Source organism: Streptomyces sp. sk2.1 (assembly GCF_008120935.1).
In the GTDB taxonomy this organism is placed as follows: Bacteria; Actinomycetota; Actinomycetes; order Streptomycetales; family Streptomycetaceae; genus Streptomyces.
The window spans coordinates 1,542,599-1,565,588 of the sequence record NZ_RDBO01000077.1 but is presented as its reverse complement, the minus strand read 5'-3'; the positions used below and the strand labels follow the sequence as shown (position 1 = coordinate 1,565,588).

Below are 22,990 nucleotides of genomic sequence, written 5' to 3'. Positions count from 1 at the left end.
CCGAGGAGGGCCGGGCGGACGAACGGGCGGCGGCGCTCGCCCGCCGCCTCGCCGACGGACCGGCCCTCGCCCTCGCCCAGACCAAGGCGCTGCTCACCGCCGAACTCGACATGCCGCTCGCCGCCGCCGTCGAGATGGACGCCGCCACCCAGGCCCTGCCACTTCGGGGGCCGCTTCTCGGTGAAGGCGGCGTGGAATTCCGCGTAGTCCTCGCCGTGCATCAGCAGGGCCTGGGTGGCGGCGTCCATCTCGACGGCGGCGGCGAGCGGCATGTCGAGTTCGGCGGTGAGCAGCGCCTTGGTCTGGGCGAGGGCGAGGGCCGGTCCGTCGGCGAGGCGGCGGGCGAGCGCCGCCGCCCGTTCGTCCGCCCGGCCCTCCTCGGCCAGCTCGCTGATCAGCCCGATCCGTTCCGCCTCGGGGGCGCGGACCGGTTCGCCGAGCATCAGCAGCCGGGTGGCGTGGCCGAGGCCGACGACGCGCGGCAGCAGGTAGGCGGCGCCCATGTCCCCGCCGGAGAGGCCGACCCGGGTGAACAGGAAGGCGAACCGGGCGGACGGGTCGGCGACCCGGAAATCGGCGGCCAGCGCGAGAACGGCGCCCGCGCCGGCGGCCACTCCGTGTACGGCGGCGACAACGGGGAAGGGGGATTCACGCAGGGCCCGTACGACCTGTCCGGTCATCCGGTTGAAGTCGAGGAGCCGGGCGGTGTCCATGGCGAGCGTCGCGCCGATGATGTCGTCGACGTCCCCGCCGGAGCAGAAGCCGCGACCCTCGCCCGCGAGCACCAGGGCCCGTACGACACGTTCGCGGGACAGTTCGGCGAGCAGGTCGCGCAGGTCGGCGTAGGCGCCGAAGGTGAGCGCGTTGAGCTTCTCGGGCCGGGCGAGAGTGACGGTGGCGACCCCGTCGTCCACGGTCAGCCGCAGATGGCGCCACTCGTCCGTGCGGCGGGCGGAGCTGGGAAACGGGCTCATGGAGGGGGCTCCCCTTCAGCCGTCGGCTGCTACCTGCGACCGAACTTATCACCCGTGCGTGACTTCCGTCACGAGAACGCAATACAGGGAGGACGGGAAAGAAGTGTCCAACGTCCCTTGCATACCTGTCGGTAGTCCCTTGTCCGATTTTTTGCGGTTCATAAGGTTGAAGAGGAGAAGTCTTGATCCGCAGAGAACACTCTCGTCGCAGAGAGCCCTCTCGTCCCGGAAGGGAAGCCATGCCGTGTCTCCCGATGACCCCTTTCCCCTCGCGTGGCGGATCGACCTGCCGCACTCGACGGCGGCCGTTCCCATCGCCCGCGCCCTGATCCGCACCGCGCTCTCGGACATCGACGCGTCGGCCTGCGCCGACACCGCCGAGCTGCTCACCGCGGAGCTGGTCGCCAACGCGGTCGAGCACACCGGGAGCGACGAACCCATCGAGCTGGTGGTGGAACTCCTGCCGACCGGCTGCCAGGTGGAGGTGCACGACCGCGCCCCCGCCCCGCCCGGCGGCCTCACCTTCCCGCAGCCCGGCGAGGAGCCCGACCCCTGGCAGGAGCACGGCCGGGGGCTGCTGCTGATCCGCACGCTCAGCTCGTCCTGCGGCCACCGCGCGACGGAGCACGGCAAGGCGGTGTGGTTCACCCTGCCCGCCCTCGTGCCCGAGAACTGACCCGGCCCCGCCCCGGCGGCGCGCCCCAAAAGCCGGCCGGGCGCCCTCAGCGGCCCGGGTCCGCGACGGCCAGCCGGGAGCGGCTGCGGCCGTAGCAGGCGTACACCGTCGCGCCGACGGCCAGGAACACCGCGAACTGCAGCCAGGTCGCCCAGCCCGTTCCGTACATCAGATAGAGGCAGAAGCCGACGCCCAGGAGCGGGCTCAGCGGATAGAGCGGCACCCGGAACGATCCCCGCACCTCCGGGTTGCGGCGGCGCAGCACGATCACCGCGAGGTTCACCACGACCATGGTGGCCAGCGTGCCGATGGTGGTCAGGTTCACCACCACGTCGAGCGACGAGAAGGCCGCCGGGACCGCGAAGACCACCGCCACGATCCAGGTGTTGGCGACCGGGGTGGCGGTGCGCGGCGAGACCCGTTCGAAGACCCGCGGGATCAGGCCGTCCCGGGACATCGACATCAGGATGCGGGTCTGCCCGTACATCACCGCGAGCACGACGGACGCGATCGCGACGACCGCCCCGAAGGCGATGATCCCGCCGCCGACCGTCGAACCGGTGACCTGGTCGACGACGATCGAGAGCGCCGCGGGCCGGTCCGCGACGGCGTCCGGGCCCAGGGCCCCGATCGCGGCGAGGCCCACCGCGCAGTAGAGCAGGGTGACCAGGCCGATGCAGATCATGATCGCGATCGGGATGTTCCGCCGCGGGTTCCTGACCTCCTCGCCGGCGGTGGTGATGGCGTCGAAGCCGATGTACGAGAAGAACGCCAGCGAGGCCCCGGCGGTGACCCCGGCCGGGCCGTGGGCGAAGAAGGGGGTGAGGTTGCCCCGCTCGAAGGCCGTGAAGGCGATGGCACAGAACAGGAGCAGGATGGTGATCTTGAGGATCGCCATGGCGGCGGTGGCCCCGGCGCTCTCCCGGACGCCGCGCACCAGCAGGGTGGCGGCCATCATGACCACCAGGACGGCGGGCAGGTTGATCACGCCGCCGTCTCCGGGCCCCGCCGAGAGCGCGGCGGGCAGCTGTGCGCCGAAGAGGCTGTCCAGCAGTTCGTTGACGTACTGGCTCCAGCCGACGGCGACCGCGGAGACCGAGACGCCGTACTCCAGCAGCAGGCACCAGCCGACGAGGAACGCGACGCGCTCGCCGAGGGTCGCGTAGGCGAAGGAGTACGAGCTGCCGGAGACCGGGATGGCGCTGCCCAGCTCGGCGAAGGAGAAGGCGGTGAAGACGCAGGTGATCGCGGCGAGGACGAAGGACAGCACGACCGCCGGACCCGCCTCGGCGACGCTGTCGGAGAGGCCCACGAAGATGCCGGTGCCGACGACGGCGCCGATGCCGAAGCACACGAGCTGGAAGAGGCCCATGGTGCGCTTGAGCCCGTGCCCCTCCAGGTCGGCGCCGGATTCGGCGATCAGCTGGTGGGGGCTCTTGACGCGGGCCCCGGACGGGCGCGCGGGACTCGATGGGCGCAGCGGACTCACGGGGTCGGTCTCTTCTCTGGTGGAACACGTGGGGGGACGCGCGCCGGAGCCGTGGGGACTCCGGGCTCCGTCACCGGTCCCGGCGCCGGCACGGGCCCCGGGGGACGGGCCCGTGCCGGTTCCGGAACCGGCGGCGCGCACGGAAATGGGGTTCGAGCGTGCGAGCCCGAACCCCACCAAGAGGCAACATATTAGCCACCTGTCCGCATGTTCACCCAATCGGACGTATGCCCATGCAACGGTCAGCCGCGGTCCGCCAAGGTCGCCACCAGAACGGCCTTGATCGTGTGCATCCGGTTCTCGGCCTCGTCGAAGACGATCGAGTGCGCGGACTCGAAGACCTCGTCGGTGACCTCCAGCTCGGCCAGCCCGTGCGCGGCCTCGATCTGCCGCCCCACCTCGGTGCCGAGGTCGTGGAAGGCCGGGAGGCAGTGCATGAACTTCACGTCGGCGTTGCCGGTGGCGCGCAGCACGTCCATGGTCACGGCGTACGGCGCGAGGGCGGCGATGCGCTCGGCCCAGACCTCCTTGGGCTCCCCCATCGAGACCCAGACGTCCGTGACGACGAAATCGGCTCCCCGGACGCCCGTGGCGATGTCCTCGGTGAGCGTGATGGTCGCGCCGCTCCCCGCGGCCAGCCGGCGGGCCTCGGCGACGACCGTTCCGTCGGGCCAGTACGCCTCGGGAGCGACGATCCGGACGTCCATGCCCAGCAGGGCGCCGGTGATCAGGTACGAGTTGCCCATGTTGAAGCGGGCGTCCCCGAGGTAGGCGAAGGCGATCCGCTCCAGCGGCTTGTCGCTGTGCTCGGTCATGGTGAGGACGTCGGCGAGCATCTGGGTCGGGTGCCAGTCGTCGGTGAGCCCGTTGAAGACGGGGACGCCGCCGTACGCCGCCAGCTCCTCGACGGCGGCCTGGCTGTCGCCGCGGTACTCGATGCCGTCGAACATCCGGCCGAGGACCCGGGCGGTGTCCTTCACCGACTCCTTGTGCCCCATCTGCGAGCCGGAGGGATCCAGGTACGTGGTGGACGCGCCCTGGTCGGCGGCGGCCACCTCGAAGGCACAGCGGGTACGGGTCGAGGTCTTCTCGAAGATCAGCGCGATGTTCCTGCCGCACAGCCGCTGCACCTCGGTCCCCGACTTCTTGGCGGCCTTGAGCTCGGCCGCCAGGTCGACCAGGCCGCGGAACTCCTCGGCCGTGAAGTCCAGCTCCTTGAGGAAGTGGCGGCCTGCGAGGTCTATGGCCATGGGGCGGCTCCTGGGTCGGGCGGGGTTCACGCATGCACTGACACTGGAAGTGTATACGACACAATGCATCGCTATACAGGGTGGTGTGTCCGTGCCGCTCCCCGCCCCCGTGCGGGGCCGCCCCTACACCGGGTCGCGCACCACCGGACAGCTCATGCAGCGCGGGCCGCCCCGCCCCCGGCCGAGTTCGCTGCCCCGGATCTCGATGACCTCGATGCCCTCCTTGCGCAGGTGGGTGTTGGTGGTGGCGTTGCGCTCGTACGCGACGACCACGCCCGGTTCGACGGCCAGGACGTTGCAGCCGTCGTCCCACTGCTCGCGCTCGGCGGCGTGCACGTCCTGGATGGCCGTGAGCACCCGGATCGAGTCCAGCCCCAGGGCGTGCGCGATCGCCCGGTGCATGTGCTCGGGCGGGTGGTCGGTGACCTTCAGGTCCCTGGGCCCGTCCCCCGGCTCGATGGTGTACGAGCGGAGCATGCCCAGACCCGCGTACTTGGTGAAGGTGTCGCCGTCGACCATCGTCATCACCGTGTCGAGGTGCATGAACGCGCGGCGCTTGGGCATGTCGAGCGCCACGATCGTACGCGCCGAACCGGCGTCGAACAGTCCGCGGGCCAGCATCTCCACCGCCTGCGGTGTGGTGCGTTCGCTCATCCCGATCAGGACCGCGCCGTGGCCGATGACCAGCACGTCGCCGCCCTCGATGGTGGAGGGGTAGTCGTCCTGCCCCTCCGACCAGTGGTGGAAGGCACCGGCCTCGGGCCCGGTGAACAAGGGGTGGTGGCGGTAGATCGCCTCGAAGTGGACGGTCTCGCGCTGCCGGGCCGGCCAGCGCATCGCGTTGATCGACACCCCGTCGTATATCCAGGCCGAGGTGTCCCGGGTGAACAGGTGGTTCGGCAGCGGGTCCAGCAGGAAGTCGTCCTGGTCCATGACGTGGAAGCGGACGGACGTCGGCTCGCCGTGCCGCTCCAGGAACTCCCGCTTGGTCATCCCGCCGACGAGCGCGTCGGCCAGTTCGATGCTGGGCAACTCCTCGAAGGCGGTGCGCAGATGCTCGGTGGCGAGCGGTCCGTACTCCTTCTCGTCGAAGACCCGGTCCAGGACGAGCCGTCTGGCCACCGGGATGTCCAGCGACTCACGGAGCAGATCGCCGAAGAGGTGCACCTCCACCCCGCGGTCGCGCAGCACGTCCGCGAAGCCGTCGTGCTCCTCCCGGGCACGGCGCACCCAGAGCACGTCGTCGAACAGGAGCGCGTCCTTGTTGCTCGGGGTGAGCCGCTTCAGTTCCAGATCGGGGCGGTGCAGGATGACGCGGCGCAGCCGCCCGGTCTCGGAGTCGACATGGAATCCCATGCCTTCATCCTCACCGTGCGGAGCGCCGTTCACCCGGCGAATCGCCAGCGGGTTTCCGCCGGTCCCACCGACGCACCCGCCGGCGACCCGCGCCCGCCGCCGCTCAGAGCCGCGGGTCGACCGGCTCCGACTCCAGGGCCAGCACCGCGAACACCGCCTCGTGGACCCGCCACAGCGGCTCCCCCTCGGCCAGCCGGTCCAGCGCTTCGAGCCCCAGCGCGTACTCCCGCAGCGCCAGCGACCGCTTGTGCCCGAGGAACCGGCCGCGCAGCCGCTCCAGGTTCTCCGGGCGGGTGTACTCGGGCCCGTAGATGATCCGCAGGTACTCCCGGCCGCGCACCTTGATGCCCGGCTGGACCAGTCTGCCCCGGTCGTCCCGGACCAGTGCGGCGAGCGGCTTGACGACCATTCCCTCGCCGCCGCGGCCGGTCATCTCCAGCCACCAGTCGACACCGGCGCGCACCGACGCCTCGTCCCCGGTGTCGACGACGAGCCGACGGGTGACCTGGAGCAGCCCGGTCGGGTCGTGCTCGACCAGCCGGTCGAGCCAGGCCAGCTGCTCGTCGTGCGGCACGGCGGCCAGCGAGCGCCCCTGGACGGCGAGGATCTGGAACGGCGCGAGCCGCACCCCGTCCAGGCCCCGGGTGCTCCAGCAGTAACGCCGGTACGCCTCGGTGAACGCCGCGGCGTCCTCGGCGCGCCCCTGCTGGCGCCCGGCGAGCTCGCCCACGTCCACGCCGCGCGCCGCCGCTGCCGCGAGGGCCGCGTCGGCCACCGGGAGGACGGCGCCGGACGAGGCGCCGACCGCGGCGTACTGCGAGCGCAGCAACCCGCCGGCCTTGAGGGACCACGGCATCAGCTCGGCGTCGAGCAGCACCCAGTCGGTGCCCCACTCCTCCCAGAGCCCGGCGGCGGTGACGGCCTCGCGCAGCCGGCCGAGGATCACCTCGGTGAGTGCGTCGTCGTCGAGGAACGGCCGCCCGGTGCGGGTGTACAGCGCCCCGGTCGGACCGCCCGCGGCGCCGGATTCCCCGGGTGCGGCCCCGACGCCGAACCGTTCGCGGGCGGCGGCCGCGTCCCGGCAGACCAGCGCCACCGCGCGCGAGCCCATGTGCTTCTCCTCGCACACGACCCGGTCGACCCCGTCCGCCCGGTACTGGGCGAAGGCTTCGGCCGGATGCTCCAGGTAGCCCTCCTCGTGCGAGGTCGCGGTGGGCGCCATGGTCGGCGGGAGGTAGCCGAGCAGCCGGGGGTCGACGGCGAACCGGCTCATCACCTCGAGCGCGGCGGCGGCGTTCTCCTCGCGGACCGCGATGCGGCCCATGTGCCGGGTCTCGACGATCCGGCGGCCCTGCACGTCGTCGAGGTCCAGCGGCCGTCCTTCCCGGCCGCCGGGCGCCTCCGTGGCCAGCGGCTTGGCCGGCTCGTACCAGACCTTCTCGGCCGGTACGTCCACCAGTTCGCGCTCCGGCCAGCGCAGCGCGGTCATCTTCCCGCCGAAGACCGCGCCGGTGTCCAGGCAGATGGTGTTGTTCACCCAGGAGGTGCTGGGCACCGGGGTGTGGCCGTAGACCACGGTGGCCCGGCCCCGGTACTCCTCCGCCCACGGGTAGCGCACGGGCAGGCCGAACTCGTCGGTCTCGCCGGTGGTGTCCCCGTAGAGCGCGTGCGAGCGGACCCGCCCGGAGGTGCGTCCATGGTACTTCTCCGGCAGCCCGGCGTGGCAGACGACGAGCTTGCCCCCGTCGAGCACGTAGTGGCTGACGAGCCCCTCGATGAACTCCCGCACCTGTCCGCGGAAGGCCGGGTCCCTCTCGTCCTCCCGGTCCAGCTGCTCGATGGTCTCGGCGAGGCCGTGGGTGTGCTGGACCTTGCGGCCCTTGAGGTAACGGCCGAGCTTGTTCTCGTGGTTGCCCGGTACGCACAGGGCGTTGCCCGCCGCGACCATGGCCATGACGCGGCGCAGCACTCCGGGGCTGTCGGGGCCGCGGTCCACGAGGTCGCCGACGAAGACCGCCGTACGTCCTTCGGGGTGCGCGCCGTCGACGTATCCGAGCTTGCCGAGCAGGGTCTCCAGCTCGGAACTGCAGCCGTGGATGTCACCGATGACGTCGAAGGGGCCCGTGAGGTGGCGCAGGTCGTTGTAGCGGCGCTCCAGCACCACTTCGGCGTTCTCCGCCTCCTCCTCGGTGCGCAGGACGTGCACCTTGCGGAAGCCCTCGCGTTCCAGGCCGCGCAGCGAACGACGCAGCTCGCGGCGGTGGCGCTGGACCACATGGCGCGGCATGTCGGCGCGGTCGGGGCGCGAGGCGTTGCGCGCGACGCAGACCTCCTCGGGCAGGTCGAGGACGATCGCGATGGGCAGCACGTCGTGGCTGCGGGCCAGTTGGACCAGCTGCCTGCGGCTCTCGGACTGCACGCTGGTCGCGTCCACGACGGTCAGCCGTCCGGCGGCGAGCCGCTTGCCCACGATGTAGTGCAGGACGTCGAAGGCGTCACCGCTGGCGCTCTGGTCGTTCTCGTCGTCGGCGACCAGCCCGCGGCAGAAGTCCGAGGAGACGATCTCCGTGGGCTTGAAGTGCTTGCGGGCGAAGGTGGACTTGCCGGAGCCGCTGGCCCCGATGAGGACCACGAGGGAGAGGTCGGTCACCGGCAGTGTGCGCGAGGTACCGGTCATGCGGCTTCCGCCTCCTTCTCGTTCCCGTTGTCGTTCTTGCTGTCGTGCTTGTTCTCGTTCCTGCTGTCGGCCATCGTGAACACGGCCATCTGGGTGGGCGGTCCCACCTCGGGGTCGTCGTGCCCCACGGGAACGAAGGCGACCTCGTACCCGTGTCGCCGGGCCACCTGCCCGGCCCAGTCCCGGAATTCGGCCCTGGTCCATTCGAACCGGTGGTCGTTGTGGCGCACCTGTCCGGCGGGCAGCGTCTCCCAGCGGACGTTGTACTCGACGTTCGGCGTCGTCACCAGCACCGTGCGGGGACGGGCCGACCCGAACACGGCGTACTCCAGCGCGGGCAGCCTCGGCAGGTCGAGGTGCTCGACGACCTCGCTGAGCACCGCGGCGTCATATCCCTTGAGCCGCTTGTCGGTGTAGGTGAGCGAGCCCTGCCGAAGCGTGACCCGGCCGGCCTGCCGCTCCCCCATCCGCTCCAGCTTCAGCCGGCGCGAGGCGATGGCCAGGGCGCGCATGGAGACGTCGACGCCGACGATCTCCGTGAAGCCCACGTCCTTCAGGAGCGCCTGCACCAACTGGCCCTGGCCGCAGCCCAGGTCGAGCACCCGGCTCGCGCCCGCGGTGCGCAGCGCCCCGAGGATCGCGGCGCGCCGCTGCTCGGCGAGCGGCACCGGCTTCTCCTCGGTGTCGGTCGTCTCGTCCACGGCGTTGTCGACGCTCTCGACGTCGAGGTCGTCCGACTCCGCGAGCCGTACCATTTCGAGCTGCTGCGTCGCCTGCCGGGTCAGACCCCAGCGCCGGGACAGATAGCGACTGGTGATCAGCTTCTGCTCGGGGTGGGTGGCCAGCCATCCCTCGCCCGCCCGCAGCAGCTTGTCCACCTCGTCCGGCGCCACCCAGTAGTGCTTGGCGTCGTCGAGCACCGGGAGCAGGACGTACAGCTGCCGCAAGGCGTCCGCCAGCCGCAGCTCGCCCTCCAGCACCAGCCGTACGTACCGGGAGTCCCCCCATTCCGGGAACTGCTCGTCCAGCGGTACGGCCACCGCGTCCACGCTCGCCCAGCCGAGCGGCCCGAAGAGCTTGCGCACCAGCTCCGCGCCGCCCCGGGCGGGCAGTGCGGGGACTTCGATCCGCAGCGGCATCGGCGCCGCCGCGCGCTCCGGCAGAGCCCGGCACACCCCTCTCAGCGCGGACTTGAAGACCGTGCTCATCGCGACGGAGAGCAGCGAGGAGGCCGCGTACGGGCGGTCGTTGACATACTGCGCGAGCGCCGCGTCGGGGGCGCCGCCCCGGCCCTTGCCCTTGCCGCGCCGCACCAGCGCCACGGCGTCCACCTCCAGCAGCAGCGCCGCGGTGCAGCGCTCGACGGATGCCTCCGGGTAGAAGACATGCGCGGTGCCGTGCGAGGTGGAGAACGCCTGCGCCTTCTCGGGATGCTTGTGCAGCAGGAAGCCGAGGTCGGTCGCGGGACGTTCCGGGATGCCGGTCGTACTGATTGTCAGGAACACACGTCCGAGTATGGTCCGGTCCACTTCTCCCCCACCAGGTAATTTCACCCGCCCGGGCGTGCCGTCCCCCCTTCTTCCGGCCGCTCCGCCACCGGCCGTCCGAGCATCCCGGCCAGCTCCGCGACGAGGTCCGGGCCGACCCGGCAGCAGCCGCCGATCAGCCGGGCCCCGGCGCTTCGCCACGCGCTCGTGCGCCCCGGATCGAAGGTGGGGGCACCGGTCCAGGCCCGTCTCCCGGCATCCCACCGCTCGCCGCTGTTGGGGTAGACGACCACCGGCTTGCCCGCCGCCTCGGCGGCCACCCGCACCGCCCGGTCCGCGTCCCGCGCGTCGCAGCAGTTCACCCCCACGGCCATCACCTGGTCCCGCCCCGCGGCCAGGGCGAACGCCTCCTCCAGCGGTTGCCCGGCCCTGGTCCGGTCGCCCGCCACGCTGTACGAGAGCCAGACGGGCAGCCCGCACCCCTCCACCGCCCGCAGCAAGGCCTCGGCCTCGTCGATGTCCGGCACCGTCTCCAGCGCCAGCACATCGGGCCCGGCGGCGGTCAGCGCCTCGATCCGGGGCCGGTGGAACCGCTCCAGCTCCCGCACGGAGAGCCCGTAGCGGCCGCGGTACTCGCTGCCGTCCGCCAGCATCGCCCCGTACGGGCCGACCGAGGCGGCGACCCAGACGTCCCGTTCCACCGCGTCGGCCGCCCGCCGCGCCAGCCGCACACTGCGGGCGAACAGTTCCTCGGCCTCCGCCCGTCCGATGCCGCGCCGCTCGAACCCCTCGAAGGTCGCCTGGTACCCGGAGGTGATGAGCACCTGCGCGCCCGCCCGCACATAGGCCGCGTGTGCCGCCTCGATCTGTTCGGGCCCGTCGGCCAGCAACCGGGCCGACCACAGGGCGTCGGACAGATCGCAGCCCTGCGCCTCCAACTGGTTGGAGAGCCCTCCGTCCAGCAGGACCGGCCCCTGCGCGAGGGCGCGTTCGAGCGTACGGCCGGGCCCCGCACCGGCCCGGGGGCCTTCGGGGACGGCCGGGCCGTCGGCTGCACGGGCGGATCGCACGGGTGACTCCCTCGGTCCTTCACACATCGGAACAGAAAACGGGGCAGGGAACGGGACAGTGCGGGCCGGGCGGGGCCGGGACCGGGGTCGCTCCGGCCGGTCTCCCGGACCGCCCGGCCCCGGACCGCCCGCCCWCGGCTCGGACGAACCGGGGCCGCACCCCGGCCCGGGTGGGCCCGGCCCCCGCCTCGGCTCAGGCGAGCTGGGGCTGCACCTGGGAGGCGATCAGCTCCAGGTGGTCCAGATCGTCCAGGTCCAGGACCTGGAGGTAGATCCGGGACGAGCCGATCGCGCCGTACCGGCCGATCTTGTCGACCACCTCGGCGGGCGAGCCCGCGAGCCCGTTCGCCTTCAGCTCCGCCACCTCACGGCCGATGACGGAAGCACGGCGTGCCACCTCGGCGTCGTCCTTCCCCACACAGACCACCAGGGCGTTGGAGTACACCAGGTCGTCGGGGTCGCGGCCGATCGCCCCGGCCGCGTCCCGGACCCGGCCGAACTGCTTCTCGCTGTCCTCCAGGGAGGCGAAGGGGATGTTGAACTCGTCCGCGTACCGGGCGGCGAGCCTCGGCGTGCGCGTCGCGCCGTGGCCGCCGATCAGGACCGGCACCTTGGCCTGCGCCGGCTTGGGCAACGCGGGCGAATCGGTGAGCTGGTAGTAGGTGCCGTCGAAGCTGAACGTCTTGCCGACCTCGGTGGCCCACAGCCCGGTGACGATCTCCAGCTGCTCCTCCAGCCGGCCGAACTTCTCCTTGGGGAACGGGATGCCGTACGCCTTGTGCTCCTCCTCGAACCAGCCCGCTCCGAGGCCGAGCTCCACGCGCCCGCCGGACATCTGGTCGACCTGCGCGACCTGGATGGCGAGCACACCGGGCAGCCGGAAGGTGCCCGCGGTCATCAGGGTGCCGAGCCGGATCCGCTCGGTCTCGCGCGCCAGCCCGGCCAGGGTGATCCATGCGTCGGTCGGGCCGGGCAGCCCGTCCCCGGGCCCCATGCGGAGGTAGTGGTCGGAGCGGTAGAAGGCGTCGAAGCCGAGGTCCTCGGCCGCCTTGGCGACGGTGAGCAGGGTGTCGTAGCTCGCCCCTTGCTGGGGCTCGGTGAAGATTCGAAGATCCATGCATCCATCCTGCACCTCCGGACACCGGGCCTTCCTCCTCGCCTCCCTCCTCCATGGACCGGGTGCACGGGATGCTCCGCCGCCGTCGAGCCCGCCGGGCCGCGAGCCGCGCCGTACGGACCGTCCCGCTCCCTGCCGCGCTCCAGATCCTGCTGCCGCTCCCGGTCCTGCTCGTCGAGGCGGCGGAGCATCCCGTGCACCCGGTCCATGGACTCGTCGGCCGCGTCGATCGCCTCCATGCACTGCCAGTAGAGACTCTGCTCGTCGGTCTCGCAGGCCACCCCCACCAGGGCCATCCCCACCTCGCCCAGCAGCGCGCCCAGGCCCGTCAGCGTCGCCCTCGGCTCGGCCAGCTCCGAGAGCTGCGCGGCCCGGGCCACCCCCGCCCGCGCCGCCGGGTGGTCCAGCGCCCCACCGCTGCGCCCGCCGATCTCGCTGAGTCCGCGCGCCTCGGCCCGTAACGCCTTGGGGCCGTCGGCGGCCAGGCGGCTGCCGATCGCCTGGGCCAGCGCCTGGGCCTGCCATGCCTCCGCGATGATGTCCGGCGTTCCCCTGCTCTGAGCCAGCGCACGCCGACTGACCCCGACCAGCCGCTCCGCTTCCATGCGTTCCCCCGTCCATACGAAAAGCCGCTCACCTCATCCATTACCCACAGTGAGGTCACCGGCACCGAAAAGCCAGAGGAATTCGGAAATCTGTGGACACAAAATCGATTGTGGGCAAGTTGATCACTCCGAAGAGTGACGGTCAGGTGATTCGGAGGTGTCCGGGAGCCCTGGAACCGGGAATCGGGCCTCGTTCCGGTCGATCTTCTCCGCCAGCGCCTCCAGCGGATCGATCCCCAACACCTCGCAGAACTGCAGCAGATACGCGAGGACGTCCGCGACCTCGTCCGCGACCCGGTGCGCCGTCCCGGGGCTCTCCATCACCCGCGCCGACTCCTCCGGCGTCAACCACTGGAAGATCTCGACCAGTTCGGACGCCTCGACACTCAGCGCCGCCGCCAGGTTCTTCGGGGTGTGGTACCGCTCCCAGTCCCGCGCGGCCGCGAACGCGGCGAGTCGTTGCTGCAGGGCCCGTACATCGAGTTCCGTCACGGACCCAGGTCTACCATCGACACCCCGGGGACCTCCCGGGCCCCTGCCGCGCCGGACTCCGAGACCGTCCCCAGCAGCCGGAGATGTCCGGCCCCGCCGATCGACACCGCAAGCGACAGGAGTTCGCGCAACTGCCGTCCGTCCAGGTCCCGGTCGAACCCGTCGGTCAGCACGGTGAGGGGCTGCACGGCCGACGGCACCTCGCCCGCGGGGTCCACCGCCTGCACCCCGGGGCCGGTGAGCAGCACCAGGGCCAGCGCGAGGTATCTCAGCTCGCCGTCGCCGAGCCGCCCGATCGGCGTGGCACGCCCCTCGCCGCGGGCGACCGCCGCGCTCAGCGATCCGTCCCCGAGCCGTTCGACGTCCAGCCCGGTCACCGGCCCCGCGCAGCCCGCGCGCACCGCCGCGACCAGCCGGGCGCGGCGCCGGGCGGACCTCGCGTGCACCCGTTCCAGCACCGCGGCGATGTTCTCGCAGCTCCGGCGCAGCCCGTCGGCGCCGGGCGGCGCGGGGGCCCGCATCCGCCGCGGCTGCGGCTCGCACCGGAAGACCGACCGCAGGGCCACGACCATCTGCTCGGCCGCGGCCAGGACCTGTAACTGCCCCTCGGTCCGGCCCGCGACCCGCAGCGGCAGCAGGGCCGTCCCGAGCCGGTCGCCCGGCAGCGGCGCCCGGGTCACCGGGACCACGTCGGCGGTGTGCCAGGCCGCCTGGACCGTCGAGCGCCCCGGGTCGCGCAGCGCGGTGGTGAGCAGGGTCTCGCCGCCGCCGGTGAGCCGCTCGCCGGCGATCCGGAGGGTGGGCTCCGTCTGGACGGCGACATCGAGCCGCACCGGGCCCGCCGGGCCGTCCGCCGTGCAGCCGATCCGGAACCCGCGCCGCCCCTGGGCGTCGGGCACGGCACCCTCCGGCACGCAGGCGCCCGGATCCGGGAACACCGCTTCCAGCGGTTCCCCGTCGGCCAGCCGCGCCAGCGCCCCGTACGCCCGCAGCACGTTCGTCTTGCCGCTGCCGCCGGGCCCGCCGAAGAGCGTGACCGGGCGGAGGGGAAAGGTCGCGCCCCGATGCGAGGCGAAGGCGGACAGCCGTAACTCGGTGACGACCGGGCCGATCGGGCGGCTCCGCCCCGCGACGCGGCCCCGCTCGGCGGAACGGGCCCGCCCGCCGGACGGTCCCGCACCGGCGGCCGCCGGTGCGGGAGCGGGCTCGGACAGGTCGGCGGGGGACGGGGAAATGGCATCCGGGCGGAGAGCAGTCATGGGCGGACCGTACGCAGGGCACAAACTGCCGAACCGTTCCGCCTGAACGACCTTCCTACGATCGGGCTACGCGGTGAACCGCCGTGCCCCCCGGGCCGGGATGTATGGCCCGCACGGGCCGTGCGGGCCATACATCCCGGCCCGGGGGCCCAGCTCCGGAGGGGCCGGTGGGACCCGTGTGTCCGTGGGGGCCTGTTACGAGCCGGGGATTCCCGCCGCTGCCGCGACTCCCTCGACCTCCATGCCGACCGGCGACAGCAGGAAGACGTTCCGGTCCACCCGGTGCATGCCGCTCTCCAGGCCGAAGACGACCCCGCTGGTGAAGTCCAGGATCCGCTTGGCCACGTCCGTCTCGGCGCTGGTCAGGTCGAGCAGCACCGGAATCTGCGCGACCAGGTACTCGGCCACCTCCCGGGCGTCCGCGAAGACCTGGACCCGCAGGACGACGAGTCGTCGCTGCTCGCTCGCCGCGCTCTCCTCGGGGACCGTGCGATGGTCCACCCTGGACGGCCACTCGTTGCGGCTGCGCAGAGGCACGACCTGGGCAAGCCCCTCCCACTGCTCGTCCGTGACGTCGTACCTGTCGTACCTGCTCACCGGACCACCCCGTCTGTGCTTCGGTCCGCGTTGCGCCCGCTGCGCTCGCTGTTCATCGTGCAATTCTCTCGCCACTCACCCGTTCGGCGTACCACCGACACGGTTCACCGGCCGATCGACACCGCCGAGGACTCCTCGGGCCCGTGCCCGGAAGGCCGGTTCCGCTCGGTTTCCGCAGTCATGTCGACGGGGGTGAACCGTACCGGAAGCCGGACCAGCGCACGGTGGAAGGGCCCCGGACGCCACTTCAGCGCACTGACCGGAACTGCCAGTTCCGCGTCGCACAGCTGGCTGGTGAGCTGTTCGATCGCGGTCATGGCGATGAGCAGCGCCGGCTGTTTCGCCGGGCAGCGGTGCGGGCCCGCGGACCAGGCCAGGTGGGCGCTGGAGCCGGAACGGGGCACGGGGTTCACGAGGTCGGGCGCGGACTGGGCGTTGGCCGCGGCGTAGGAGACCAGGACCAGCTGCCCCGCGCGCAGCCGTACGCCGTGGAACTCCGTGTCGTGCCTGGGGTAGTGGGCCGCCAGGTTGGCCAGGGGCGGGTCCTGCCAGAGGACCTCGTCGATCGCCTCGTACGCCGTCTTCGCGCCACCGTGCAGCGAGCCGCCGTGCAGCGAGCCGGCGTAGCGGGTGTCGGTGAGCATGTGCAGCAGCGCGTTGCCGATCAGATTGGTCGTCGGGTCGTGGCCCGCGCTCATGATCAGGGTGATCTGACGCACGGTCTCGTCGTTGTCGAGACCGGCCGGATGACCGAGGAGGTACGAGGTGAGGTCGCGGCGCGGACGGGCCCGCCGGTCGGCGACCAGGGCGGTGACGACCTCGACCAGGTCGGCGTAGGCAGCGGCGGCGTTCTCGGCGGAGTTGAACATTCCGGCGGCGGCCTCGACGACGCGTTCGCTGTCCTCCGGGGCCGTGCCGAACCAGGTGACGAAGACGTGCACGGGGAGCCGACGGGCGTACTGGGCGATGAGGTCGCCGCTCCCGGCGGCGGCGAATTCGCCGATGAGCCGCTTCGCGACCCGGGTGACCTCGGCCCGCAGGACGTGCGGTTCGATCAGGGCGAGTCCGTCGTTGATGGCGGCGCGGTAGCGGGCGTGCACCTCGCCGTCGCTGAAGAGCGCGGTGGGCCGGTGGCCGAGCACGGGCAGGACCGGCGAGTCCTCGGGGACGGTGGCCTGCCAGGCGCGCGGGTCCTTGGTGAAGGTGTGGGTGTCGCGCAGCAGGTCGACGGCGGCCTGGTAGTCGGTGACCAGCAGGGCGTCGATGCCGGGGGCGATCCGGACCGGGGCGAGGGGGCCGTGCTCGCGCAGGCGCAGGTAGTGGCTCTGCGGGTCGGCGGCGAAGTCCGGGCCGTACAGCGCGAGGGGCTGCGGCGGCTGTGCGTACGGTGTCATGACGGGTCCTCGGGCCGGGGCATCCGGGTCAGCACGTGTTCGGCCAGGGCGATCAGCGCGTCGATGCTGCCGCGGCGTTCGCGGGCGTCGCACTGCACCAGCGGGGTCTCGGGGGCGAGGTCGAGGTGCTTCCGCAGGACCTCGTCGGGGTGGGCGGGGGCGTCCGGGAAGCGGTTGACGGCGACCGCGTACGGCAGCCCCTGTTCCTCGACCATGTCCATGACCGCGAAGGAGTCGGCGAGCCTGCGGGTGTCGACCAGGACGAGGGCGCCGAGCGCACCGCGCGCGATGTCCTCCCAGAGCGGGAGGAACCGCTGCTGGCCCGGGGTGCCGAACATGTAGAGCACCAGGTCGTCCAGGACGGTGAGCCGGCCGAAGTCGATCGCGACCGTGGTCGTGGTCTTGTCCGGCAGTCCCGCAGTGTCGTCGAGCCGGGTGCTGGACTGGGTCATCGCCTCTTCGGTGTGCAGCGTGGCGATCTCCGACAGCGTACGGATCAGGGTGGTCTTGCCCACGCCGAACGGCCCCGTGACGACGAGCTTCATCAGGGTCCTGGCGGCGGGCGGCAGATAGCCGACGCCGGTGCGTTCAGTGGAGGGAGCGGAGTCCAACGAGCAGCCTCTCGACGAGCGACCGGTCGATCTCCCCGGCGCTGGGGATGGGCGGTCGGGTGTGCAGATGCCCGGCGGCGGCGAGGTCCGTGGCCAGGAAGACGGTGGCGCTGACCGGCAGGTCCAGGTGGGCCGCGCATTCGACGACGGTGAGTGCGCCCGGTTCGAGCAGCTCGCACAGCCTGCGCTGTTCCGAGCCGAGGTCCGGGGGCAGGCCGGTGCCGGTGCGCACGAGCACGTCGAGCCGGTCGAGCGCGGGACCGGCGGGCCTGGTCCGGCCGCCGGTGACCAGATAGGCGGGGATCAGACGGCGCCCCGGTCCGGCGGTCATGGCCGGGCGGTGGTGTCCGGCTTGCGGGCCGGTGCGTTCATCGCCCGGGTGAGGGCGGTGACCTGCACCTGCATCTGGTAGGCGATGTCGCCGAGCTTGGCCCCCGGTTCCGCGAACAGGGCGAGGGTGGTGTTGTTCCCGGCCGGTACGACGATGGCGAAGCCCAGGTCGGACTCGACGACCGTCTGGGCCAGGCACGGTGCCTCGGCGTCGGTGAAGGCCGTGGTGAACGCGCGTGCCGCGGCGTGCAGCGTGGCGGTCATGGCGGCGACCCGTTCGCCGGAGGCGCGGTCCAGGCCGGGCGAGGCGCCCTCGACGAGTCCGTCGCCGGTGGCGACCACCGCGTGCTGGACACCGGGCAGTTCCAGCAGCGGGGTCAGCACCCATGCGAGGTCACCGGTGGTGGGGGTGGGAGCGCTCACGGCTTGTCGTCTCCTTGGTCGTTCTGGTGGTCGTGGTCGTCCTGGCGGTCGTGGTCCGGAGCGGGTGCGGATGACCGGTCCGCGAGGCTCCTGCCGTTGAGGGTGCCCTGCTGGAGCGCCGCCCAGGAGGCCCCGGCCTGCTCGGGCGTACGGGGCGCCTGTTCGCGGTCCTGTTCGGCGACGGGCGCGGGCCGGGCCGGGGCCGGGCGCGGGGTGCGCCGACGGCGGCTGGGCAGTCCGGCGGCGGGCCCGGCGGCGGGTTGCGACACGGGTACGGGCTCCTGCTCGGCCGGTACGGGAACGGCGGGGGCGGCTGCGGGGGCCTCGGGAACGGCGGGCGCCTGCGCGCGCATCGGTTCGGGGGCGAGGATGGAGAGGGTGTGGTCGTTCTCCAGCACGGTCAGCAGATGGGCGGGGACGCGCAGCATCGTGCGCATCCCGCCGAACGGCGACGCCTCGATGTGGCAGTCGAAGCCGTACTGCGCCACCAGCCGGCCGACGACGGCGAAGCCGGTCTGCGGCGGGTCGCCCAGCTCGGTCAGGAGGACCTCGTCCGGCCCCGCCAGCAGGGTCCGCGCCCGGTCGAGCGCGTCGTCGTCCATGCCGATGCCCGCGTCGTCGACCACCAGGAAGGCGCCGCGGCCGCCGCTCTGCTGGAGGGTGACCTGGACGTCGGTGTCGGGGTGCGAGTAGGCGGTGGCGTTGGCCAGGAGTTCCGCCAGCGCGATGGCGAGGGGCTCGGCGGCGCGGGCGACCAGGGCGAGCCGTTCGTCGCGCAGGTGGTTGGTGACCTTCACGCGTTCGTAGCCGGCGACCCTCGACTGGGCCCCGAGGACGATCTCGACGAGCGGCGAGTTCTGGCGGGCGAGGCCCGGCCAGGCGTCGCAGAGCACGGCGGTGGTCTGGGTGCGCCGCAGGGCCAGCTCGTTGCGGAAGTCCAGTTGCAGGATGCGCGGGTCGTCGTACTCGTGCTGGAGCTCGTGCAGCAGTTGCTGCGACTGGTTGAGCAGGGACTGGATCTTGGCGGAGGTGCCGCGCATCGCCGCGCGGGCGGCGGCGTCGACGCGTCCGCGCTCCTCCAGGACGGCCGCGCGGGCCGCCTGCACCGACTCGGCGAGCAGCCGGGCCGCCTCGCCGTCGATCTCGGCCGCCTCGCGCAGTCCGGGGACCTGGGCGGTGGGGTGGGAGAGGGCGATCGCGACGGCGGGTATCCGCTTGCGGGCCAGTTGGCGGATCTCCTCGGTGAGGGCCGCGGTGCGGGCCTCGGCCGCCTTCGCCTGGCGCTCGGCCACCTCGACCCGGCCCAGGGCCGTGTACTCGGCACGGGCCGCGTTCTGCGCCCGGGCCATCGCCGCCACGGCAGCGGCGACGGCGATCACCGCCACTATCCATCCCATGCCGTCACCGCATTCCTGTCGTCGGATCGGTCGTCCGGCCCGGGCCGACGGCCGAAGCTCCGCCTGCTGTTACGCCGGGTCCGCCGACCGCGGGGCCCGCTCCGTCTCCCGGGCCACCACGGCGACATCGGTCATCACTTCGAGCACGCCGGGCAGTTCGGAGCCGTCCAGGTGCCGGTACTCGCTGCCGACGGTCACCACCAGCCGCTCGGGAAGGCCGAGTTCCGGGTGGCGGCCCTCGCCGATGATCCGGCGGGCCGCCTCGACGGAGGGGACGCCGGCGGTGTGGAAGGCGTGGGCGCGCTCGCGCACGTACTCCAGGTACACGATGTGGTCGCGCACCCCGGCCCGGTCGAGGATCGGGCCGTGTCCGGGGACTATGGTCCCGGCGCCGGTGGCCAGCACCTGCTCGCAGGCCGAGATCACGTTGTCGATCGGGCCCGCCCAGTGCACCGGGTGGTCGCCGGGCCGCTCCGGGGTGGACGAGAAGATGACGTCGCCGCTGAACACGGTGTCCTGCACCGGCAGGTGGACGATCAGGTCACCGGCGGTGTGCGCGGGCGGCAGCGAGGAGACCCGGACGGGGTAGTCGCCCAGGGTCAGTTCGAGTTCCCCGGTGAAGTACGTGGTCGGCACGACCGGTTCGGTGCCCGACCAGTCGAAGACGCCGAAGTGGCGCGCGAGGTAGTCCCCGAGCGGTGTGGTCCGGTCGCCCGCGGTGACGAGGGCGTGCTGCTGCTTCGGCGTGGGGTCGTAGTGGATGTGCTCCCGGGCCTCGCGGGTCACGATGATCTCCGCGTCCGGGAGCACCCCCGCGCCCCAGAAGTGGTCGCCGTTCGCATGGGTGACGATCACCCGGTCGATGTGGACGCCCTCGGGCAGCCGCTTCGTGGACTCGGTCAGGAACTGACCCGCCAGCACGGGGTCGTACGGGGTGTCGATCCAGAGCGCGCCGCGGGGCGAGACGAGGAGGCCGCAGTTCGCCAGCCCCCAGCCCCGTTTCGGCGGAAGCCACGCGTACAGGCCCTGCCCCAGGTCAACGACGTCCCCACCCGTGATCGACATGGACGCGATTATGCCGACCCCGATCCGGCAGCGCGTTCGAACTCGGCCACTGCCCCATTCCGTTGGCGTGAAATCACCCTTCATTTCGCTCATCGGTACAGTGCCGGTAACCCTGAGGAATCGACACTCCGCATCCCTACATGCCGCATTCGACGCAGTTCATACCAATCAACCCGGCAATGTCACACGCCGAGACGGGCATCCCTCACGGAGCCACCAAACCGGAACAAGCCGATTACCCACCGAGCATGGCCGAAAACAGCTGTCCGAAGATCTTCGTGGCAGCACCGGAAGGCGTCGCCCCGGAGGCACCGGTCCGGAGGACCCCGTACGGACCCACGCCCGGACCGGCACACGGGCCCGTGTGCGGGCCCGCACATGGCCCCGCACACAGACCGACGCACGGCCGGACCGGCGCGGACGCTACGCGGGCCGGCGGACCTGGCCGCCCTCGAAGTAGGCGATCAGTTCCGGGTCGAGGGCGGGCACCTCGTACGGCACACCGCCCTCGCGCAGGGAGCGGGTCGCGAGCACACCGGCCGCGACGCTCATCCGGGCGGCGACCGGCGAGGTGTCGGTGGCGCCGCCCTCCCGCACGAACCGGCAGAACTCCCGCATGATCCGGGTGTCCCCGCCGCCGTGCGAACCGCCCGCGTCCGGCACCCGGTAGGTGATGTCGGCGTCGCGGCGGTATCCGCTGGGGCCGGAGTTCCAGACCCTGACCTCGTCGCCGGGGCCGTCGCCGAAGTTCTCCAGCCGGCCCTCGGTGCCGATGACCGTGTAGTTGCGCCAGTAGTCGGGGGTGAAGTGGCACTGCTGATAGGCGGCCACGACTCCGTTGTCGAGCTGCATGTTCATCACCGAGACGTCCTCGACGTCCACGACGTGGTGCAGGTCCTTGCGGGCCGTCGGCGGCCAGTCGAACTCGCGCAGCCAGTTCTCCGGGCGCGGGGTGTCCGGCTCCCGGCGCGGCAGGTCGCCGTAGACGAGGAGGTCGCCGAGCGCGTTGACGCGACGGGTGTAGCCGCCGGCCAGCCAGTGCAGGACGTCGATGTCGTGGGCGGCCTTCTGGAGCAGCAGGCCGGTGGTGCGGGTCCGGTCGGCGTGCCAGTCCTTGAAGTAGTAGTCGCCGCCGTAGCCGACGAAGTGGCGCACCCAGACCGTCCGGGGCTCGCCGATGTCGCCGCGGGCGATGATGTCGCGCATCAGCCGCACCACACCCATGTGGCGCATGTTGTGTCCGACGTACAGCCCGGTCCCGGTCTCGTACGCGGCACGCAGGATGTTGTCGCAGCTCTCGACGGTGATGCCGAGCGGCTTCTCGACGAAGACCGGCTTGCCGGCCCGCAACGCGTCGACGGCGATGGTCTCGTGGGTGTCGTCGGGGGTGGCGACGACGATCGCGTCGAGGTCGTCCCGGTCGAGGAGCAGCCGGTAGTCCTCGACCGCGACGTCGGTGCCGAACCGCTCGGCCTCGCGCCGCCGCACCTCGGGGTCGAGATCGCAGACGGCGGTGATCGCCGACCCCTGTCCGGGGTGGTGGGCGGAGGTCGCGATGGTACGGCGCAGGCCGAGCCCGATGACGCCGAGTCGCAGGTCTGACACGGTGGTCCCTTCTCTGTCTGTACTGGTGGTGCGGGGTCCGCGCCGTGGGGCGGACGGGTCCGTACGGGACGGGTTCATAGTTCACGACAGCGCACACCGATGGCAAGAGTTGTTCATTTCACAGGCTTATCGAACATGAATGGGCATTGATTTGCTGCTCGGTGCACACAGCACGCGCAACACGGCCCCACCGCGCGCGAAAAGCGAGGGGCGGGCACCCCGGGCTCCGGGATGCCCGCCCCTCGCCGGGCGGCCGTCGTTCAGACCGTGACGACCGTGACCCCGGCCTCCGCGAAGCGGGCGGCCGCCTCGGGCGCGATCCCCTTGTCGGTGACCAGGAAATCGACCTGCCCCAGATCGCAGACCCGGGCGAAGGCCCGCTTGCCGATCTTCGAGGAGTCCGCGGCCACGACCACCCGTTGCGCCTGCTGGGCGAGCAGCCGGTTGATGCTGGCCTCGCCCTCGTGGTGGACGTACGCGCCGCGCTCGGTGTCGATCGCGTTGACGCCCAGCACGGCGACGTCCAGGGTGATCTCGCCCAGCACCCCGCTGGCCAGCGGGCCCGTCAGTTCGTACGACTGCGGCCTGGCCACCCCGCCGGTCACCACGATCTTGATCTGCGGGCGGATCACCAGCTCGTTGGCGATGTTGAGCGCGTTGGTGACGACGGTCAGCGTCGGCTGGCCGCCCGCCCCCATGGCACCCTCGCCCACGATGTCGGAGCGCATCGCCAGCGAGCGGGCCACCTCGGTCAGCGTCGTGCCGCCGGTCAGTCCCACCACCTCGCCGACCGCCACCAGTTCGGAGACCGCACGGCCGATGGCCTGCTTCTCCGGGGCGTGGCGGCCGGTCTTGTAGCGCAGGGCGAGCTCGTAGCTGACGCCGTGCGCCACCGCGCCGCCTCGGGTGCGGGTGAGCAGTTGCTGTTCGGCGAGCTGGTCCAGGTCGCGGCGGATGGTCGCGGCCGAGACGTCCAGCGTGGCGGCCGCGTCCTCGACCTCCACCCGGCCGTTCTTGCCGACGAGTTCCAGCAGCGCGTTCCACCGGGCATCCCTGGACAAGAGAACTCTCCTCACCGGCCCGGTCTTCGGGCACCCATCCCCTTGGATACGGTCG

At 72.2% G+C, this 22,990-nt stretch carries 19 protein-coding genes and 2 pseudogenes; 1 reads left to right on the top strand and 20 read right to left on the bottom strand.

Annotation, left to right across the window (positions count from 1 at the left end; genetic code table 11):
* Positions 1-152: 152 nt before the first annotated feature.
* Positions 153-974, bottom strand: a pseudogene (locus EAO76_RS34190) (enoyl-CoA hydratase family protein); the annotation flags it as partial.
* 244 nt (positions 975-1,218) lie between these two features.
* Between EAO76_RS34190 and EAO76_RS34185 the strand changes: the two are divergent.
* A complete protein-coding gene (locus tag EAO76_RS34185; protein ID WP_148839962.1) occupies positions 1,219-1,650 on the top strand; it encodes an ATP-binding protein in 432 nt (143 codons plus the stop codon).
* Between the two features lie 46 nt (positions 1,651-1,696).
* On the opposite strand, the gene EAO76_RS34180 is transcribed toward EAO76_RS34185, so the two are convergent.
* From EAO76_RS34180 to EAO76_RS34090, 19 genes and pseudogenes are all read right to left on the bottom strand, one after another.
* Positions 1,697-3,139, bottom strand: a complete 1,443-nt coding sequence (locus EAO76_RS34180) for an amino acid permease (RefSeq protein WP_148839961.1) — start codon at positions 3,137-3,139, stop codon at positions 1,697-1,699.
* A gap of 242 nt (positions 3,140-3,381) precedes the next feature.
* Complete coding sequence (gene argF / locus EAO76_RS34175; protein WP_148839960.1) at positions 3,382-4,389, bottom strand: ornithine carbamoyltransferase; 1,008 nt, start codon at positions 4,387-4,389, stop codon at positions 3,382-3,384.
* A 123-nt stretch (positions 4,390-4,512) separates the two neighbouring features.
* The gene (locus EAO76_RS34170; RefSeq protein WP_148839959.1) at positions 4,513-5,745 is read right to left on the bottom strand and encodes an arginine deiminase; all 1,233 of its coding nucleotides are present in this window, start codon (positions 5,743-5,745) and stop codon (positions 4,513-4,515) included.
* Between the two features lie 103 nt (positions 5,746-5,848).
* A complete protein-coding gene (locus EAO76_RS34165) occupies positions 5,849-8,422 on the bottom strand; it encodes a polynucleotide kinase-phosphatase (RefSeq protein WP_148839958.1) in 2,574 nt (857 codons plus the stop codon).
* Positions 8,419-9,927, bottom strand: coding sequence for a 3' terminal RNA ribose 2'-O-methyltransferase Hen1 (locus tag EAO76_RS34160; protein ID WP_148839957.1), 1,509 nt, complete (start codon positions 9,925-9,927; stop codon positions 8,419-8,421). The genes EAO76_RS34165 and EAO76_RS34160 overlap by 4 nt, the downstream gene beginning before the upstream one ends.
* A 44-nt stretch (positions 9,928-9,971) precedes the next feature.
* A complete protein-coding gene (gene mmuM / locus EAO76_RS34155) occupies positions 9,972-10,979 on the bottom strand; it encodes a homocysteine S-methyltransferase (protein ID WP_376041146.1) in 1,008 nt (335 codons plus the stop codon).
* A 193-nt stretch (positions 10,980-11,172) separates the two neighbouring features.
* Entirely contained in the window at positions 11,173-12,096 is a 924-nt protein-coding gene (locus EAO76_RS34150; protein ID WP_148839955.1) for an LLM class F420-dependent oxidoreductase, read from the bottom strand.
* 80 nt (positions 12,097-12,176) lie between these two features.
* Positions 12,177-12,701: pseudogene (locus EAO76_RS45560) on the bottom strand (DUF6099 family protein); the annotation flags it as partial.
* 123 nt (positions 12,702-12,824) lie between these two features.
* The gene (locus EAO76_RS34140) at positions 12,825-13,193 is read right to left on the bottom strand and encodes a nucleotide pyrophosphohydrolase (RefSeq protein ID WP_148839954.1); all 369 of its coding nucleotides are present in this window, start codon (positions 13,191-13,193) and stop codon (positions 12,825-12,827) included.
* The gene (locus tag EAO76_RS34135) at positions 13,190-14,452 is read right to left on the bottom strand and encodes an ATP-binding protein (RefSeq protein WP_187438878.1); all 1,263 of its coding nucleotides are present in this window, start codon (positions 14,450-14,452) and stop codon (positions 13,190-13,192) included. The genes EAO76_RS34140 and EAO76_RS34135 overlap by 4 nt, the downstream gene beginning before the upstream one ends.
* A 195-nt stretch (positions 14,453-14,647) precedes the next feature.
* Positions 14,648-15,049, bottom strand: coding sequence for a cell division protein SepF (locus EAO76_RS34130; RefSeq protein WP_148839953.1), 402 nt, complete (start codon positions 15,047-15,049; stop codon positions 14,648-14,650).
* Between the two features lie 104 nt (positions 15,050-15,153).
* Positions 15,154-16,443, bottom strand: a complete 1,290-nt coding sequence (locus EAO76_RS34125; RefSeq protein ID WP_148839952.1) for a cytochrome P450 — start codon at positions 16,441-16,443, stop codon at positions 15,154-15,156.
* Complete coding sequence (locus EAO76_RS34120; protein WP_148839951.1) at positions 16,440-17,054, bottom strand: ATP/GTP-binding protein; 615 nt, start codon at positions 17,052-17,054, stop codon at positions 16,440-16,442. Before EAO76_RS34120 ends, EAO76_RS34125 begins: the two co-directional genes overlap by 4 nt.
* On the bottom strand, positions 17,032-17,385 hold the full coding sequence (locus EAO76_RS34115; protein WP_148839950.1) for a DUF742 domain-containing protein: 354 nt from the start codon (positions 17,383-17,385) through the stop codon (positions 17,032-17,034). The genes EAO76_RS34120 and EAO76_RS34115 overlap by 23 nt, the downstream gene beginning before the upstream one ends.
* Positions 17,382-17,807, bottom strand: coding sequence for a roadblock/LC7 domain-containing protein (locus tag EAO76_RS34110; RefSeq protein WP_148839949.1), 426 nt, complete (start codon positions 17,805-17,807; stop codon positions 17,382-17,384). Before EAO76_RS34110 ends, EAO76_RS34115 begins: the two co-directional genes overlap by 4 nt.
* The gene (locus tag EAO76_RS34105; protein WP_262375933.1) at positions 17,804-19,204 is read right to left on the bottom strand and encodes an ATP-binding protein; all 1,401 of its coding nucleotides are present in this window, start codon (positions 19,202-19,204) and stop codon (positions 17,804-17,806) included. Before EAO76_RS34105 ends, EAO76_RS34110 begins: the two co-directional genes overlap by 4 nt.
* A gap of 69 nt (positions 19,205-19,273) precedes the next feature.
* Positions 19,274-20,269 carry an MBL fold metallo-hydrolase gene (locus EAO76_RS34100; RefSeq protein WP_148839948.1) on the bottom strand — a complete coding sequence of 332 codons (996 nt, stop codon included), beginning with the start codon at positions 20,267-20,269 and terminating at the stop codon, positions 19,274-19,276.
* A gap of 423 nt (positions 20,270-20,692) precedes the next feature.
* Positions 20,693-21,874, bottom strand: a complete 1,182-nt coding sequence (locus EAO76_RS34095) for a Gfo/Idh/MocA family protein (RefSeq protein ID WP_148839947.1) — start codon at positions 21,872-21,874, stop codon at positions 20,693-20,695.
* Positions 21,875-22,134: 260 nt separating this feature from the next.
* The gene (locus tag EAO76_RS34090) at positions 22,135-22,935 is read right to left on the bottom strand and encodes a DeoR/GlpR family DNA-binding transcription regulator (RefSeq protein ID WP_148839946.1); all 801 of its coding nucleotides are present in this window, start codon (positions 22,933-22,935) and stop codon (positions 22,135-22,137) included.
* Positions 22,936-22,990: the final 55 nt, after the last annotated feature.